This window comes from Mycobacterium sp. 1165178.9 (assembly GCF_001673555.1).
In the GTDB taxonomy this organism is placed as follows: domain Bacteria; phylum Actinomycetota; class Actinomycetes; order Mycobacteriales; family Mycobacteriaceae; genus Mycobacterium.
Genome location: NZ_LZMB01000528.1, coordinates 1 through 14,530, shown reverse-complemented (window position 1 = coordinate 14,530; position 14,530 = coordinate 1). Strand labels below are relative to the sequence as shown.

The following is a 14,530-nucleotide window of genomic DNA, read 5'->3' as shown; positions in this document are numbered from 1 at the left end:
CCGGAAACCAACGAGCACCTGCGGCGCCGTGCTGGGCACGATGATCCGAGTGAACCGCTGGAAGAACGAAAAGCCCAGCACCTGAGCGGTTTCCAGCATCTTGGGGTCGACCTGTCGGATCGCCGAAAACGTGTTCAGGTAGAGCGGGAAGACCACACCCAGGGCCACGAGCAACACCTTGGGCAGTTCGCCGATGCCGAACCAAAGGATGAACAGCGGGATCAAGCCGAGGTGCGGCAGTGCCCGGATCATCTGCATCGGTGGGTCCAGGGTCGATTCGACCCAGCGGGACAGGCCGACCGCCGCGCCCGCCACAAGCCCGATGATCGCGCCCAGCAGCAGCCCCTCAACGACGCGGACGGTGGAGATGTGCAGGGCGTCAGCGAGCTGACCATTGCGGGTCAACTCCACGCCGGCCTCGACGATCAAGGAGGGAGCAGGAAGCACATCGGCGGGAATCACGCCGAGTGCGCTGCCCAGCTGCCACAGCGCCAACAGCGCCAGCGGCGACACAACACGCACGACTTCCCATTTGCGGCGGGCCCAGAGTCCGCTCGGCCCACCGGCCGGGGCGCTGTCCGGGTTGCTCGACGCAGCGTCGAGCGCGGTGGCAATGCTCACCGTGCGGACGCTATGGCGCGACCAGGGGTTTGAGTAAGGGTTTACGTCTGGCTGAAGGCAACCCCGGCCGTCGTCTTCGAGGCGGCCCGTACCGTGGACGGGTGACCAGGACGCGCGACACGGACGCATGCCCGGGTGCGCTGCAGGTGCACCAGGCGGCCGACGGACCCTTGGCCCGGATCCGGCTGCCCGGCGGCATGATGACGGCCGCCCAGCTGGCCGCGTTGGCTGCCGCCAGCAGTCAGTTGGGTTCGGGCACGCTCGAGCTGACCGCCCGGGGCAACATGCAGCTGCGCGGGCTGACCGACGTGACCGCGGTTGCCGAGGCGCTGGCGAGCGCGGGCCTGTTGCCGTCGATGACGCATGAGCGGGTCCGCAACATCGTGGCGTCACCACTGTCGGGACGCTCCGGCGGCAACCTCGACGTCCGGCGGTGGGTCGAAGAACTGGACGCCGCGATGTGCGGCGAGCCCAGGCTCGCGGAGCTGGGCGCCCGGTTCTGGTTCAGTCTGGATGACGGGCGCGCCGACGTGTCGGGGCTGCGTGCCGACGTCGGCGTCCACGCGTTCGCCGACGGCTGCGCGCTGTTGCTTGCCGGACGCGACACCGGTGTCCGGCTGGCGGCCCACGAGGTGGTCGAAACGCTCGTCACTTTGGCACGGCGGTTCGTCGGCATCCGCGGAACAGCTTGGCGCGTCAAGGAATTGGACGACGTTCGCCAGCTGCTACCCAATTCCGACTCGCGCGCCACCTCCTTTCCGGCCGTCACCAAGGCGCCGGTGGGCTGGATCGGCCAGGACGACGGGCGGGTGGCGCTGGGCGCCGCGGTGCCGCTGGGTGTGCTGCCGGCACGCGTTGCGGAGTATCTGGCTGCGATCGAGGCGCCGGTGGTGATCACGCCGTGGCGCTCGGTGCTGGTGTGTGACCTCAGTGAGGAGGTGGCCGATACCGCGCTGCGGGTGCTGGCGCCCTTGGGTCTGGTGTTCGACGAGAACTCGGCCTGGCTGACCGTCAGCGCCTGCACCGGCAGCCCCGGCTGCGCGCGCTCAGCCGCCGACGTGCGGGCCGACGCCGCACGATCGCTGGACGCCGACTCGGCGGTGCACCGGCACTTCGTCGGCTGCGACCGGGCCTGCGGCAGTCCGCTCTCCGGTGAGGTGCTGGTTGCCACGCCAGACGGATACCGAAGGCTGTAACCGGGCGCAGCGGGTCGCCACGTCAACAAGATTTAGGGTGGGCGAGTGCTCGACTACATTCGCGACGCGGCGGAGATCTATCGCCAGTCGTTCGCGACGATCCGCGCCGAAGCCGACCTGGCACGATTCCCCGCCGACGTCGGACAAGTGGTGGTGCGGTTGATCCACACCTGCGGCCAGGTCGACGTCGCCGAGCACATCGCTTTCACGGACGATGTCGTCGAACGTGTCCGCACGGCCCTGCGCAGCGGCGCTCCCGTGCTCTGCGATTCGTCGATGGTGGCCGCCGGAATCACCGCCGCGCGACTGCCGGCCGACAACCAGGTGGTGTCCCTGGTGGCCGATCCCCGGGCGGCCGAGCTTGCCGCACGCCGGCAGACCACTCGTTCGGCCGCCGGAGTGGAGCTGTGGGCGGACCGGCTGCCCGGCGCGGTGCTGGCGATCGGCAACGCCCCGACCGCGCTGTTCCGGCTGCTCGAGTTGGTCGACGACGGAGTTGCCCCGCCGGCCGGTGTGCTGGGCGGACCGGTGGGTTTCGTCGGGTCGGCGCAGTCCAAACAGGAGCTCATCGACAACCCGCGCGGAACGTCGTATTTGGTGGTGCGGGGCCGTCGTGGCGGCAGTGCGATGGCCGCCGCCGCCGTCAACGCGATCGCGAGCGACCGCGAATGACCGCCCAAGGCATCGCGCAAGGCGCCTGCAGGGGCACTTTGTGGGGCGTCGGGCTGGGGCCCGGGGACCCGGAATTGGTGACCGTCAAGGCCGCCCGGGTGATCGGCGAGGCCGACGTGGTGGCCTATCACAGCGCCCGGCACGGCCGCAGCATCGCCCGGGGGATCGCCGAGCCGTATCTGAGGCCGGGGCAGATCGAAGAGCACCTGGTCTACCCCGTCACTACCGAGACGACCGACCATCCCGGTGGCTACGCCGGCGCGATCGAGGACTTCTACGTCGAGGCCACCGAGCGCATCGCGGCGCACCTCGACGTCGGTCGCAATGTGGCTCTGCTCGCCGAGGGTGATCCGCTGTTCTACAGCTCCTACATGCACCTGCACACCCGGCTGACCGAACGGTTCGACGCGGTCATCGTGCCCGGCGTGACCTCGGTGAGCGCGGCCTCGGCGGCCATCGCGACGCCGTTGGTGGCCGGCGACGAGGTGCTGTCGGTGCTGCCAGGCACCTTGCCGGTCGAGGAACTGACCCGTCGACTCGCCGACGCCGACGCCGCCGTCATTCTCAAACTCGGGCGTTCGTATCATGCTGTGCGCGAAGCGCTTTCGGCATCGGGAAAGCTCGACGACGCGTTCTACGTGGAGCGGGCCAGCACTGCCACTCAACGCATACTGCCCGCCGGCGACGTGGACGATGCCGGCGTTCCGTACTTTTCGCTGGCCATGTTGCCGGGCGGGCAGCACGCACGGCGCAGGCCCGGCGCCGGCAGCGTCACGGTGGTGGGCCTGGGTCCTGGCGACGTGGACTGGGTGACGCCGCAGACCCGACGGGAGCTTGCTGCGGCGACCGACCTGATCGGCTACGGCGGCTACTTGGATCGTGTGCCGGCTCGCGACGGCCAGCGGCGGCACCCGAGCGACAACCGTGACGAGCCCGAGCGGGCCCGCCTGGCGTGCGCGCTGGCCGAGCAGGGCCATGCCGTGGCGGTGGTGTCGTCGGGTGACCCGGGCGTGTTCGCGATGGCGACCGCGGTGCTCGAAGAGGCTAAAGAATGGCCGGGTGTGCAGGTCCGGGTCATCCCGGCGATGACCGCCGCCCAGGCGGTGGCCAGTCGGGTCGGTGCCCCGCTAGGGCACGACTATGCGGTGATCTCGCTGTCGGACCGCCTCAAGCCGTGGGAAGTGATCTCCGCGCGGCTGCAGGCCGCCGCGGCCGCCGACCTGGTGCTGGCGATCTACAACCCGGCTTCCAAGTCGCGAACTTGGCAGGTCGGCGCGATGCGCGAAATATTGCTGGCCCACCGCGAACCCGGCACTCCGGTGGTCATCGGCCGCAATGTGTCCGGCGCCGACGAAGAGGTTCGCGTGGTCCAACTGGCCGATCTGAATCCCGGCGAAATCGACATGCGCTGCCTGCTGATCGTCGGGTCGTCGCAAACCCAGTGGTACTCAGACGATTCCACCGACCGCGTCTTCACGCCGCGGCGCTACCGGGCCTGAAACTCACCTTCTGGATTGCCTACTCAGTCGCGGTCCCAGGTGCTCGGGATCATCGGCACGGTGGGTCCGTCGCTCAATCCGTCACGGGTCAGTGTCGCCATACCGGCGGCTTGCGCGGCATCGGATTTGGCTGCGGCACCGGCGAATCCGAGCGGCCCCGCACCCGCATCGGATGTCAGAAGGGCATCGTCGGGGTCGAGGTCCATGTACTCGTAGCGGTAGGCGTGATCTTTGGCTTCTGCCCCGCGACGTCGACGACTGCGCAACCGCGCGGGCGCCGACGCCTCGGTGGCGGCCGGTTCCTCGGCCTCGTCGAGCCCCGGCTCCTGAGACTTCCTGCGCGCGCGACTGCTTGCACTACTGCTCGACGACAATCCCGCCAGGCCGACCGCGTACTGGATGTCGGTCATGCCCGCGCCGACACCATCCGTGAGGCCAGGACCGAAGCCGGCGCCCGGACCGCCGCCGACCGGTCCGCCACTCGACGTCGTGGCCACACTTGGCGCCGGGCTGGAGGCCGTGGCGGTGCTCGCGTTCGCCGGTGTACCGGCGGACATGGTCGGCGACGGAGCCGGCGCGGTGGCCATCGGCGCCGGTGGTGGCGTTGCCAACGGCACGCTTACCGCCGGCGCGGCAGCGGCGGCAGCGGCACTCACAGCACCGGCGACAGCCGCGGCCACGCCTGCGGCAGCGGCGGCGGAAACAGCTGCGATCATCACCGGAGCGATCATTATTCCCAGCTGAGCCGCTTGTACCAGGGGCCAGACGAGCATCAACGAGTGAAAGATGAACCAACCTAACGCTGTGGCCAGCGCGGGGCTCATGCCGGGAATTTGCATGAAGAAGGAGGACACCGCGTTGGCAAATGGCACCGCGTCAATGGGCCAGCCGTCGGGGTATATCTCTTTCCCGAGCGGCCAGAGGACGTTCTGGGTGAAGTCCGAGAGCGCCTTCGCGAGCTCGTCCTGCCATGAGGTGGCGGTAGGAGTCTCGGAAGCGGTATTCGTTGCCGCCGCCTGGACCTCGCCGCCCGCAGTGACTATCTGCGGCGCGGGCGTCGTCGCCGGAACCGCCGCCATGGCGGATTCGCTGACGGCCTGGTAGGTGGTCATCGTCGTGGCTGCTTGCACCCACATGCGGGCGTAGTCGGCCTCATTGACGGCGATGGGGATGGTGTTGATTCCGAAGAAGTTTGTGGCAACCAACGCCGCATGCACCGCGTGATTGGCGACGAGCTCGGGCATCGTCGGCATCGCGGCCAGCGCCGCGGTATACGCGCCTGCCGCCGTCTCATGTAGCGCCGCGGCGGCCGTGCTCTTGGTGGAGCTCTCCAGCAGCCAGCTCAGATAGGGGGCATGCGCCGCCACGTACTGCGCGGCGCTCGGCCCGTCCCACGCGCCACCCTGCGTGGCGCTCAGCAGAGCGCTGAGCTCCTCCGCCGCCTCGGCGTATTGGGTGCCCAGCGAAGACCATGTCGCCGCGGCGGCGAGCAACGGCCCAGGTCCCGGACCGCTGCTGAGCAACGTCGAGTGCACTTCGGGGGGAAACGCGATCCAGATCGGGGCGGTCATCGTCGGGGGCCTTCAGGCAAAGACACGAATACCTCTTCGGTGAATCATGTGGATGGGCTGGCGATGCTTACGAGCAGAGGTCGGTTGTCGGCGACGTTTAGTTCCCCACGAATTCGTTCTGGCGCTAAATCTCGGTGAGTCTTTGCGCGCGGCCAGGCCATGCGCAACGATGCAGAGATGCGGTGTGAGATTGCGCGGGAAGCGCTGTCGGCTCGATTGGATGGCGAGCGTCCCCAGGTGCTCGCGCAGCAAATCGATGCCCATCTCGAGTCCTGCCGCAGCTGCCGCTCCTGGCTGATCGGTGCGGCGGTGCAGACGCGCCGGCTGGCCTCGGTGACCCCCGGCGACGGGCCGGACCTGGTCGAAAAAATCATGGCCAGCATCGGCGAGCAGCCGACCGGACGCCAGGCCCGGATGCGCTGGTTGCGAACGCACTACCGGCGGTGGGGTCTGATCGCCGTCGGCCTTTTCCAGGTGGCGATTGCCGCCGCCCAGATCAGCGGCATCGATTTCGGCATGGTGTCCGGTCATATGCACGGCGCGATGTCCGGAGAGCACTTGATGCACGAGTCGACGGCATGGTTGCTGGCATTGGGTCTGGCCATGGTCGCCGCCGGCGTCTGGCCCGCGTCCGCCTCGGGGGTGGCGGCGATCACCGGTGTTTATTCCCTTGCGCTGCTTAGCTATGTGATCGTCGACGCCTTCGACGGCGAGGTCACCGCCACCCGCATCGCCAGCCACATGCCCCTGTTGTTGGGCTTGGCGTTCGCGTTGCTGGTGGCGCGGGAACGAGTCGGCTCGCACCGCCGGCGCGGCTCCAACGCTTCGGACGACGCCGACTTCCCCGCGTGGGCGGCGGACGCACCCGGTGGTCGGCGGCGCGGGCACCTGAGGCCCATCAATCGCGCGCCCGTCGACCCCAGGGCATCCTCTACGACAAGCCGTCGTAGAATCGGACAACCCGCACAACAAAGGTGGTTGGGCATGACCGCGCCGAGTGACGACGAGGCCGTAACCGAACTTGCGTTGTCAGCCGCACGCGGAAACTCGCGAGCGCTCGAGTCGTTCATCAAAGCCACCCAGCAAGACGTGTGGCGATTCGTCGCCTATCTGTCTGATACGGGCAACGCCGACGACCTGACTCAAGAGACTTTCCTGCGCGCGATCGGCGCCATCGAGCGGTTCTCCGGGCGCTCCAGCGCGCGGACCTGGCTGCTCTCGATCGCACGCCGCGTGGTGGCCGATCACATTCGCCACCTCCAGTCGCGGCCCCGCGCCGCCCTGGGCGCCGATCCTGAACACGTGGCGCGCGGGGACCGTCATGCCCGCGGATTCGAGGACCTGGTCGAGGTGACGGCGATGATCGCCACCCTCAACGCCGAACAGCGCGAAGCGCTTTTGCTCACCCAGCTGCTGGGCCTGCCCTACGCTGACGCGGCCGAGGTCTGCGGCTGCCCGGTGGGCACCATCCGCTCTCGCGTTGCGCGCGCCCGTGATGCGCTGCTTGCCGACGGCGAGCGCAGCCACCTAACCGGCTAGCGCACGCACCCATTCGGCGGCCTCGTGCACGGTGCCGGCGGTCAACACTCCGGGCGGTAACGGCGGCCGCGCCACCATCACCACCGGAACATTCAGCGCCGCAGCGGCATCCAGCTTGGCGCGGGTCATGTCACCGCCGCTGTTCTTGGTGACCAGTGCATCGATGCGGTGGTCGCGCAACAGCGCCAACTCGTCGTCGTAGCGATATGGTCCGCGGGAGAGCACCACCCGGTGTTGACGCGGCAGCGTGCACGCATCCGGGTCGGTGACCGCCCGGATCAGAAACCATGCGTCGCTGTCGGTGAAGGCCCGCAGGCCCGAGCGGCCGGTGGTGAGAAATACTCGCGAATATCCTTGCCGGGCAACGGTTTGCGCGGCGTCAGTGTCCGACTCGACGACGATGGCGGGGCCGGGATCCCAGGCCGGGCGGGCCAGCATCAGATGCGGGATCCGCAGTTCGCCGCACGCGGCGGCGGCATGGGCCGTCATGGTTGCCGCGAACGGGTGGGTGGCGTCGACGACGGCGCCGATGCGTTCGTCGTGCAGCCAGCGTCGTAACCCGTCGACGCCACCAAAGCCGCCGATCCGCACGGGGCCGACGGGCAGGGCCGGATCCGGAACGCGGCCGGCCAGGGAGCTGATGATGTCGATGTGCGGGTGCAGGGCTTTCGCCAGGGCGCGCGCCTCGCCGGTGCCGCCGAGCAGCAGGACGCGCATCAATGCCTGCTCCCCCGGGCGCGCCCGGTCGAGTACAGGTAGCTGTCGGTGAATCCCCCGGCAGTCAACGCGTCGCCGACGACGATGACGGCGGTCTTGGTGATGTTGGCCTGATGCATCTGTGCGGCGATGTCGGCGAGCGTGCCGCGCAGCACCGCCTCCTGCGGCCAGCTCGCGAAAGCCACCACGGCTGCCGGTGTTTCGGGTCGGTAGCCGCCTTCGAGAAGTTGCGGGACGATGGCGTCGATCTGGGCGGCGGCCAGGTGCAGGACCAGGGTCGCGCCGGATTGGGCCAGGGTCGTCAGGTCTTCACCGGGCGGCATGGCCGTCGACAGGGTCGCCACCCGCGTCAGCGTCACCGTCTGCGCCACCCCGGGAACCGTGAGCTCGCGCTTCAGCGCAGCCGCCGCGGCGGCGAATGCCGGTACGCCGGGCACGATTTCGTAGTCAACGCCCAGGGTGTCGAGCCGTCGGCACTGTTCGGCCAGCGCGCTGTAGAGCGACGGATCACCGGAATGCAGCCGCGCCACGTCCAGGCCGGCGGCGTGAGCCTCGCTGAGCTCGGTAACGATCTGCTCCAACGTCAGGGGGCCGGTGTCAACGACTTTCGCGCTCGGCGGGCACAACGCCAGTAGGTCGTCGGGCATGATGGATCCGGCGTACAGACACACCCGGCATGTTTGCAGGAGTCGCTGGCCGCGCACGGTGATCAGGTCGGCGGCGCCCGGGCCGGCCCCGATGAAATACACCGTCACTTGGTCACCGCCCACTGGGTGACCGGATACTGCGGGCGCCAGCCGGTGAAGGCGCCCAGCGGCTCGCCGTGGTAGTGCTGGAACCGTTGTAGCTGGCCACCCAGGCGCTGATGCGCCTGCGTCAGAACGGCTTCCGACTCGGTCGTGACCACATTGACGACGAGCCGCCCGCCGGAGGGCAGGTTGTCCCAGCAGGCGTCGAGCAGGCCGGGCTGGGTCAGTCCGCCGCCGATGAAGATCGCCGACGGCGGATCGGCGCCGTCGAACGCGTCGGGGGCGTCGCCACGCACATCGATGCCGACGCCGAACGCTGCGGCATTGACTTCGAGGTTGCCCCGCCGCTCTTTATCGCGTTCGAATACCACTGCGCTGCAACCCGGCCCACTGAGGCACCATTCGACACTGATGCTGCCCGAGCCGGCGCCGACGTCCCACAACCGCTCCCCCGGCCGCGGCGCCAGGGCCGCCAGCGTCACCGCGCGGATGCCCTGTTTGGTGATCTGTCCGTCGTGGGTGAACGCGTCGTCGGGCAGGGGTGACACGCGTTCGTCGGGCAGGTAGCGCACGGCAATCACGTTGAGGTCGTCAAGGTCTCGGTCCTCGGACCAGTCGCGTGCGGTGCCGTCGCGGCGGTGCTCGTCTGGGGCGCCGAGTCGTTCGAGAACGGTGAACTCGGAATCACCGCGACCGTGGGCGGCGAGGAGCGCGGCGAGCTCGTGGGGGGTCGATTTGCTTTGCGACAGCACGATCGCTTGGCCGCCGCGGCGGACCGCGGTGCGCGGCTGCGCGGTGACCAGGCTGATCACCTCGGTGTCGTGAAGGTTCCAGCCCATCCGCGCACACGCCAGCGTCACCGAGGACACGTGTGGCAGCACCTTCACGTTGTCGCGGCCGTGCAGGCGGATCAGGGTGCCCCCGATGCCGTGCAGCAGCGGATCGCCGCTGGCCACGACGTGCACGTCGCCCGTGTGCTCGTCGAGCAACGTTTCCAGCGCGGGCAACATGGGTGACGGCCACTGTTGCCGGGGCGCAGGCACTGTGTCGTCAAGCAAATCGAGTTGTCGCTTGGACCCGTAAATGATTGCGGCCCTTCGGAGTTCGGCGCGCGGCTCTTCACCGAGTCCGGCCATGCCATCGGCGCCGATGCCGACCACGATGATCATCAGCGCCGCTCCCCCTCGTGGCGTCGCGCTGCCTTTTCGGCGGCGCGGATCATCGTGGCATCCTGCGCCAGACGAACTGCGGCAGCAGTCGCATCACGGCGGCCGCGGGCCCCAGGGCCCACGGAATCCACACTGTGCGGCGGCCTTTCGCCAGTGCACGCGCCGTCGCCGCGGCCACCTGCGTGGGCGTGCTCGGCAGCGGTGCCGGCGTCATGCCCTCTGTCATGCGACCGACGACGAATCCCGGCCGGGCGATCAGCAGCCGAACCCCGCTGCCGTGCAGCGCGTCGGCCAGGCCGCTGGCAAAGCCGTCCAGGCCGGCCTTGGCCGAGCCGTAGACGTAGTTAGCGCGGCGCACTCGTGCACCCGCGATCGAGGAGAACACCACCAATCGGCCTTTGTGGGCTTTGCGCATGGCGGCGGCGAGGTGGGTGAGCAAGCTGACCTGGGCCAGGTAGTCGGTGTGCACGACGGCAACCGCGTGCGCGGCGTCGGTTTCGGCGCGGGCCTGATCACCCAGGATCCCGAACGCCAGCACCGCGGTGCCGATGGGTCCGTGATCGGCGACGATCGAGGCGATCAGCGGGCCGTGGGAGGCCAGGTTGTCGGCGTCGAATTCTCTGGTGTCGACCGCCGCGGCGGCGGCGGCTTCGAGCGCGCTGACCTGGTCAGCAAGCCGGTCGGCCTGACGGGCGGCCAGCACGACCGTCGCGCCCGGCGCCAGAAGTCGTGCCAGCTCGATCCCGATCTCGCTGCGGCCGCCCAGGATTAGTACTGGCCCTGCGCCCGTGTCGTCCACGGCTGCGATTATCACCTGCGCTAGCGTTGGCGGTGATGGCGAATACCACTACCCGGCTCACCGACGACGCGTTGGCGTTCCTGTCGGAACGGCATCTGGCCATGCTGACCACGCTGCGAGCCGACAATTCGCCGCACGTAGTCGCGGTCGGTTTCACCTTCGACCCCAAGACGCACATTGCGCGGGTGATCACCACCGGGGGTTCGCAGAAGGCGGTCAACGCCGATCGCGGCGGACTGGCCGTGCTCAGTCAGGTCGACGGCGCGCGGTGGTTGTCGCTTGAGGGTCGGTCCAAGGTCAACAACAACGCCGACGCGGTGCGCGATGCTGAGCTGCGGTACGCCCAGCGCTACCGCACGCCACGACCCAATCCACGGCGCGTGGTCATCGAGGTTCAGATCGAACGCGTGCTGGGGTCGTCGGATCTTCTGGACCGCGGCGAGTAGTCGCTTTCGAGCTCCTCGCTCGGTTACGACCAAACTTCGGGCTCTAAACTTCGGGCCTTTAGCTGTCCTTCCGTCGCGGGTCATACTCAGTGCCCGAAATGTCGTCCCAGAACTTTGGCGAAATCTCCGTTGGGCGATCTTCCTGGGCAACAGCATCTACTTGCTCCTGAAACTCGTCGAGGAGTTGTCGTGCACGCGCAAGCTTTTCCGGGCTTGGTGGAGGAACGCCTGCCTCCTCTCGAGTTAAAAAGATCTTCCCTGCAATCTCTTTCACTGTGTAAGCCTCCTCGACGTGTTGGTTACATTATTCACTAGTCTTCAACCATGTCGATGATTGTCCTACCTGTTTGCGGGTCAATTGTTTTACGTAACACTAAAAACCTTGTATGCGCTGAAAATAGAACCTCTTGCTCTGCCGGAAACATTGAAAACGCAGAAATATCGCGACCGGTGACAGATACAATTCTGAACTCGACGTTTCCAGCGAACGCAGCAGACTGCGCGACGACTGGGTCTTTGGTGGTGCTGAGGAAGGCTTTCTCTATGACGTATTCGCCTGGCCGATACCGGGCAAGCACCTCAGGCGGCAGGTTCGTGCCACGCACTACGGAACCCTCGTACGGAGGAAGTTTGCTCAATGCAATTTTCAGTGCTCCTATTCGAGCAGCTTGAGACGCGTCCAAAGCTTCGCTCCTTAACGCCTCGTTTAGTTCTGTATAGCCGATGCCAGTGTAGTCAGTGAGTGCCGAAAGGTGACCTGAGCTGAGTGGATCGTCGGGAGTCAGTCGATGGTCGTCGTTGTCCGGGCCGTCGTAATGCCCATCCTGGTCACCGGGTTTGGCAGGTGCGTCTTCGTTAGGTTTCGGTTTCGGCTGGGGAAAGCCGGCCGGATCGCCATCTCCCAGCTTTGAGGATCCATTAGGCGGTGGTTTCGGCCCACCGCCTGGAGGCCCCCCATCACCAGGAACGTGCGGTTTGCGCCCGGGTGCTGGTATACCGACCGGGCGACCGCCAGACGGCAGCAAGTGAGACGGCGGTCTGGCCGAGGGAGCAGTTGGGGACGAGTGCGGAGCGACGGGTGTTGGCCGGACTGATGGTCCGCTGTGCGGCGTTGTCGCATGCCCAGGCGCAAATTCAGTGGAATGTGGAATCGCGGACGGCGCTCTTTCTCCTGCCGCGGCATCTGAGGGCACGACGGGTGTACCGGCGGCGGGGACCGCGGCCGGTTCATACGGACGGTCCTTCGGAATCGGCCCTGGCTCAGGCGGTTTACTTACAGGCGCCGGCTCGTGTGGGCCACCCGCAGGTTCACTCAGCGGCGCCTCCGCCGGTTCATGCGGTCCCTCGGCCGGCATCGAAGCGGGCTCATGCGGCCCCCCGCGCGGCCCCTCGGCCGGCACCGACCCTTGTTCTTGCGGAACCTCCGCTGGCACCGAGGCGGGTTCACGCGGAACCTCCACCGGCACCGACTGCGGCTCATGCAGCCCCTCATGTGGACCACCCGCCGGCTCATGCGGAATCTCCGCCGGCACCGAAACCGGATCACGCGGTCCGCTCTGGACCGCCGGTGTCGATGGCGGCGCGGTCGCTGGGTCGGATGGGCCGCCCGAGGCGGCAGGTCTCGGGGCCTGGGTCGGCGGCCCCGGCGTATGTGGCGTTCCAGGTGCTCCATCGGCCGGGCGAGGCGCCGACTCGACCGGCGGCTCAATCGGTTTGCCCTGCACAAATGCCACCGGAGTGCCGCTAGTAGGGGGCTTGACCTCGGGCAAATCCTTGGTGACGCCTTCGAAGTTTTTCGGCAGGTCGGCGGTCGCCTTGGGGATGCCAGTCAGCGCATCCCGGGCACCGGCGATCCCGCCGGCACGGCCGGCGGCACCAGCGGCCTCTACCTCCGCCTCGGCGCCGCGTGCAGCCCCACCAGCACCGTCCGCGGCTGTGCCGGCTTCACCGGCCCCGGGCACAAACAGCGTTGCCACGTCGAACAGGTTCTCGCCCGCGCCCAATCCCGGCCGGGCTCGGCTCCAATCCTCGGCATGCACAAGGCCTTTCAACTCTTGCAGCTTGGCGTCCGCGAATTCTTTGGGATGCAGAGGAGCATTGATCAAACTCCCCTTCCACGCGCTCTTCCCTAGACCAGTCCAAGTGGCGGCCGCACCTTGGGGATCGACGAAGAACCAATGCGGACTCAGGTCGGCGAGGCCTAATCCCATGTCAACCGCACCCTTGAGAACACCCTCATGGGCATTTATCCAGGTGTCGAATGCGGTCGCCACCGGATTACCGACATCGTCTCCCAAAAATTGAGTCAGCCCGCGCCGCGCGTACTTCTCGCACGTCATGATCTCGCGATCGCCCGCTTGCATGAGCAGCCTGATCCCCTGCTCGCACGCCCGCGCCTCCCGTCCGAGATGGCACAGTACGTCGTTGATGTCTTTGGCGATCTTCTTGATCTCGTCCCACGCGTCGCCGTCGATGATGAGCATGATGTCGTGACCGAGGTCGCCGAGGGATCCGAGCCGGTGCAGCAGATCCCGGATCGCGTGCTGGGCGTGGTCGACCTTGGCGGCAAACGTGTCGATTTTGGTGGCCAGCTCCCGGCAGCTCTCGCCGATAGTTGCTGCGGCAGAGCCTATTTCGTTCAGAGCGGTATCGATCTTGTCGCCTTCGGGCAAATGTTGGGTGTCCAGCAGCGCCTTCGATGCGTTGAGAGTTCTCTGAACCCCTTTTGCCGCCGCCGCGAAGTCGCGCCAACGAGACGCCGCCGCGCGCAGACCTGCCACATCGCCGTCGGGCCATGACTCGAGCACGAGCGATGCCACGATCGACCACAGCAGCGGTGGCGGCTCGCCGGGTCCCATCGTTCCAGGAGGCCCGGGCGCCGCGACCTCAGTCGGCGGCGACGGCGCCTCCAAGACGCCGCCGGCACCACCAAGCGTCGAAGCCACTTCGGCCTTCGAATAATTCGACGCGCCCTGCTGGATTAGAGCCCCGCACTTGAGGCACGCGTTGACGGCGGCAACAGCCGCTTTCAGCAGCGACTTGGCGGCATCTTGATATCCCAAGCCGAACACCTCGCCGGCGCGGTCCACGCCCGTGTGAGCCGAAAAGCCTGCGGCCAATACCGTCAGATTCGCGGCCAGACCACCGCCGGCGGCGGCCACTGCGCTACCCGCGGCGTACAACGCCTCCGGATCGACCGCCAAGGAAGCCACGGGCGGAATTTTCGCCCAGGCCGCCCGTCACCGCTATTCACCCAATGATCGCTGCGCCAAGCTAGGCACGATGACCCACCGCGACAACTCATCCGTCAACAGCCACTCCTGCCGTCAACGTGATGCGGTGCCGGCCGGGCGGCGCTGCCGACGTCGACCATCACGGTGGCCACCGACGTCGTCGCCAAGGTGACGCTCGGTGGGTTGCCCACCACGGTTGATGTGCAGCTCGATGGGGAACCGGCCGGGCCGACCGTCACGGTGCGGCCCGGCCGGTTCCCCATCACGTTGACGGCAGGAGTGGCTGTTGACGGATGAGTTGTCGCGGTGGGTCATCGTG

13 protein-coding genes and 1 pseudogene are annotated in these 14,530 nt (G+C 67.7%); 7 read left to right on the top strand and 7 right to left on the bottom strand.

Features of this window, described 5'->3' with window-relative positions; translation table 11 throughout:
- Positions 1-621, bottom strand: a 621-nt coding sequence (locus A5652_RS22530; RefSeq protein ID WP_067357030.1) for an ABC transporter permease, incomplete at its 3' end; no start/stop codon positions are given.
- A gap of 101 nt (positions 622-722) precedes the next feature.
- On the opposite strand from A5652_RS22530, the gene cobG reads away from it, so the two are divergent.
- From cobG to A5652_RS22515, 3 genes are read left to right on the top strand one after another with little or no spacing between them, the layout of a single operon-like run.
- Positions 723-1,817 carry a precorrin-3B synthase gene (cobG, locus tag A5652_RS22525; protein ID WP_067357027.1) on the top strand — a complete coding sequence of 365 codons (1,095 nt, stop codon included), beginning with the start codon at positions 723-725 and terminating at the stop codon, positions 1,815-1,817.
- Between the two features lie 45 nt (positions 1,818-1,862).
- The gene (locus tag A5652_RS22520) at positions 1,863-2,489 is read left to right on the top strand and encodes a precorrin-8X methylmutase (protein ID WP_067357024.1); all 627 of its coding nucleotides are present in this window, start codon (positions 1,863-1,865) and stop codon (positions 2,487-2,489) included.
- Complete coding sequence (locus tag A5652_RS22515; RefSeq protein WP_067357021.1) at positions 2,486-3,988, top strand: precorrin-2 C(20)-methyltransferase; 1,503 nt, start codon at positions 2,486-2,488, stop codon at positions 3,986-3,988. Before A5652_RS22520 ends, A5652_RS22515 begins: the two co-directional genes overlap by 4 nt.
- Before the next feature lie 23 nt (positions 3,989-4,011).
- On the opposite strand, the gene A5652_RS22510 is transcribed toward A5652_RS22515, so the two are convergent.
- A complete protein-coding gene (locus A5652_RS22510; protein WP_067357017.1) occupies positions 4,012-5,559 on the bottom strand; it encodes a PPE family protein in 1,548 nt (515 codons plus the stop codon).
- A 159-nt stretch (positions 5,560-5,718) separates the two neighbouring features.
- On the opposite strand from A5652_RS22510, the pseudogene A5652_RS28990 reads away from it, so the two are divergent.
- Both A5652_RS28990 and sigC read left to right on the top strand, forming a co-directional pair.
- Positions 5,719-6,426 (top strand): annotated as a pseudogene (locus tag A5652_RS28990) (DUF2275 domain-containing protein); the annotation flags it as partial.
- Positions 6,427-6,543: 117 nt separating this feature from the next.
- Entirely contained in the window at positions 6,544-7,098 is a 555-nt protein-coding gene (gene sigC, locus A5652_RS28765; protein WP_232001322.1) for an RNA polymerase sigma factor SigC, read from the top strand.
- Here the strand turns inward: sigC and A5652_RS22500 are convergent.
- From A5652_RS22500 to A5652_RS22485, 4 genes are read right to left on the bottom strand one after another with little or no spacing between them, the layout of a single operon-like run.
- On the bottom strand, positions 7,087-7,815 hold the full coding sequence (locus tag A5652_RS22500; RefSeq protein ID WP_067357014.1) for a cobalt-precorrin-6A reductase: 729 nt from the start codon (positions 7,813-7,815) through the stop codon (positions 7,087-7,089). The two genes, sigC and A5652_RS22500, sit on opposite strands and share 12 nt — an antisense overlap.
- A complete protein-coding gene (cobM, locus tag A5652_RS22495) occupies positions 7,815-8,570 on the bottom strand; it encodes a precorrin-4 C(11)-methyltransferase (protein ID WP_067357010.1) in 756 nt (251 codons plus the stop codon). The genes A5652_RS22500 and cobM overlap by 1 nt, the downstream gene beginning before the upstream one ends.
- On the bottom strand, positions 8,567-9,733 hold the full coding sequence (locus A5652_RS22490) for a bifunctional cobalt-precorrin-7 (C(5))-methyltransferase/cobalt-precorrin-6B (C(15))-methyltransferase (RefSeq protein ID WP_067357006.1): 1,167 nt from the start codon (positions 9,731-9,733) through the stop codon (positions 8,567-8,569). Before A5652_RS22490 ends, cobM begins: the two co-directional genes overlap by 4 nt.
- A gap of 49 nt (positions 9,734-9,782) precedes the next feature.
- The gene (locus tag A5652_RS22485; RefSeq protein WP_067357001.1) at positions 9,783-10,532 is read right to left on the bottom strand and encodes an SDR family NAD(P)-dependent oxidoreductase; all 750 of its coding nucleotides are present in this window, start codon (positions 10,530-10,532) and stop codon (positions 9,783-9,785) included.
- A 35-nt stretch (positions 10,533-10,567) separates the two neighbouring features.
- Here A5652_RS22485 and A5652_RS22480 point away from each other — a divergent pair, with 35 nt between their 5' ends.
- Positions 10,568-10,978, top strand: a complete 411-nt coding sequence (locus A5652_RS22480) for a F420-dependent biliverdin reductase (RefSeq protein ID WP_067356998.1) — start codon at positions 10,568-10,570, stop codon at positions 10,976-10,978.
- 311 nt (positions 10,979-11,289) lie between these two features.
- On the opposite strand, the gene A5652_RS29030 is transcribed toward A5652_RS22480, so the two are convergent.
- Complete coding sequence (locus A5652_RS29030) at positions 11,290-14,190, bottom strand: ADP-ribosyltransferase domain-containing protein (RefSeq protein ID WP_304441783.1); 2,901 nt, start codon at positions 14,188-14,190, stop codon at positions 11,290-11,292.
- Positions 14,191-14,355: 165 nt separating this feature from the next.
- On the opposite strand from A5652_RS29030, the gene A5652_RS27140 reads away from it, so the two are divergent.
- Entirely contained in the window at positions 14,356-14,508 is a 153-nt protein-coding gene (locus tag A5652_RS27140; RefSeq protein WP_197514062.1) for a hypothetical protein, read from the top strand.
- Positions 14,509-14,530 lie beyond the last annotated feature (22 nt).

Coding starts and splice junctions, on each gene's coding strand:
- A5652_RS22515 (WP_067357021.1), top strand. CDS start 2,486: ATGACCGCCCAAGGCATCGCGCAAGGCGCCTGCAGGGGCACTTTGTGG.
- A5652_RS22510 (WP_067357017.1), bottom strand. CDS start 5,559: ATGACCGCCCCGATCTGGATCGCGTTTCCCCCCGAAGTGCACTCGACG.
- sigC (WP_232001322.1), top strand. CDS start 6,544: ATGACCGCGCCGAGTGACGACGAGGCCGTAACCGAACTTGCGTTGTCA.
- A5652_RS22500 (WP_067357014.1), bottom strand. CDS start 7,815: ATGCGCGTCCTGCTGCTCGGCGGCACCGGCGAGGCGCGCGCCCTGGCG.
- A5652_RS22490 (WP_067357006.1), bottom strand. CDS start 9,733: ATGATCATCGTGGTCGGCATCGGCGCCGATGGCATGGCCGGACTCGGT.
- A5652_RS22480 (WP_067356998.1), top strand. CDS start 10,568: ATGGCGAATACCACTACCCGGCTCACCGACGACGCGTTGGCGTTCCTG.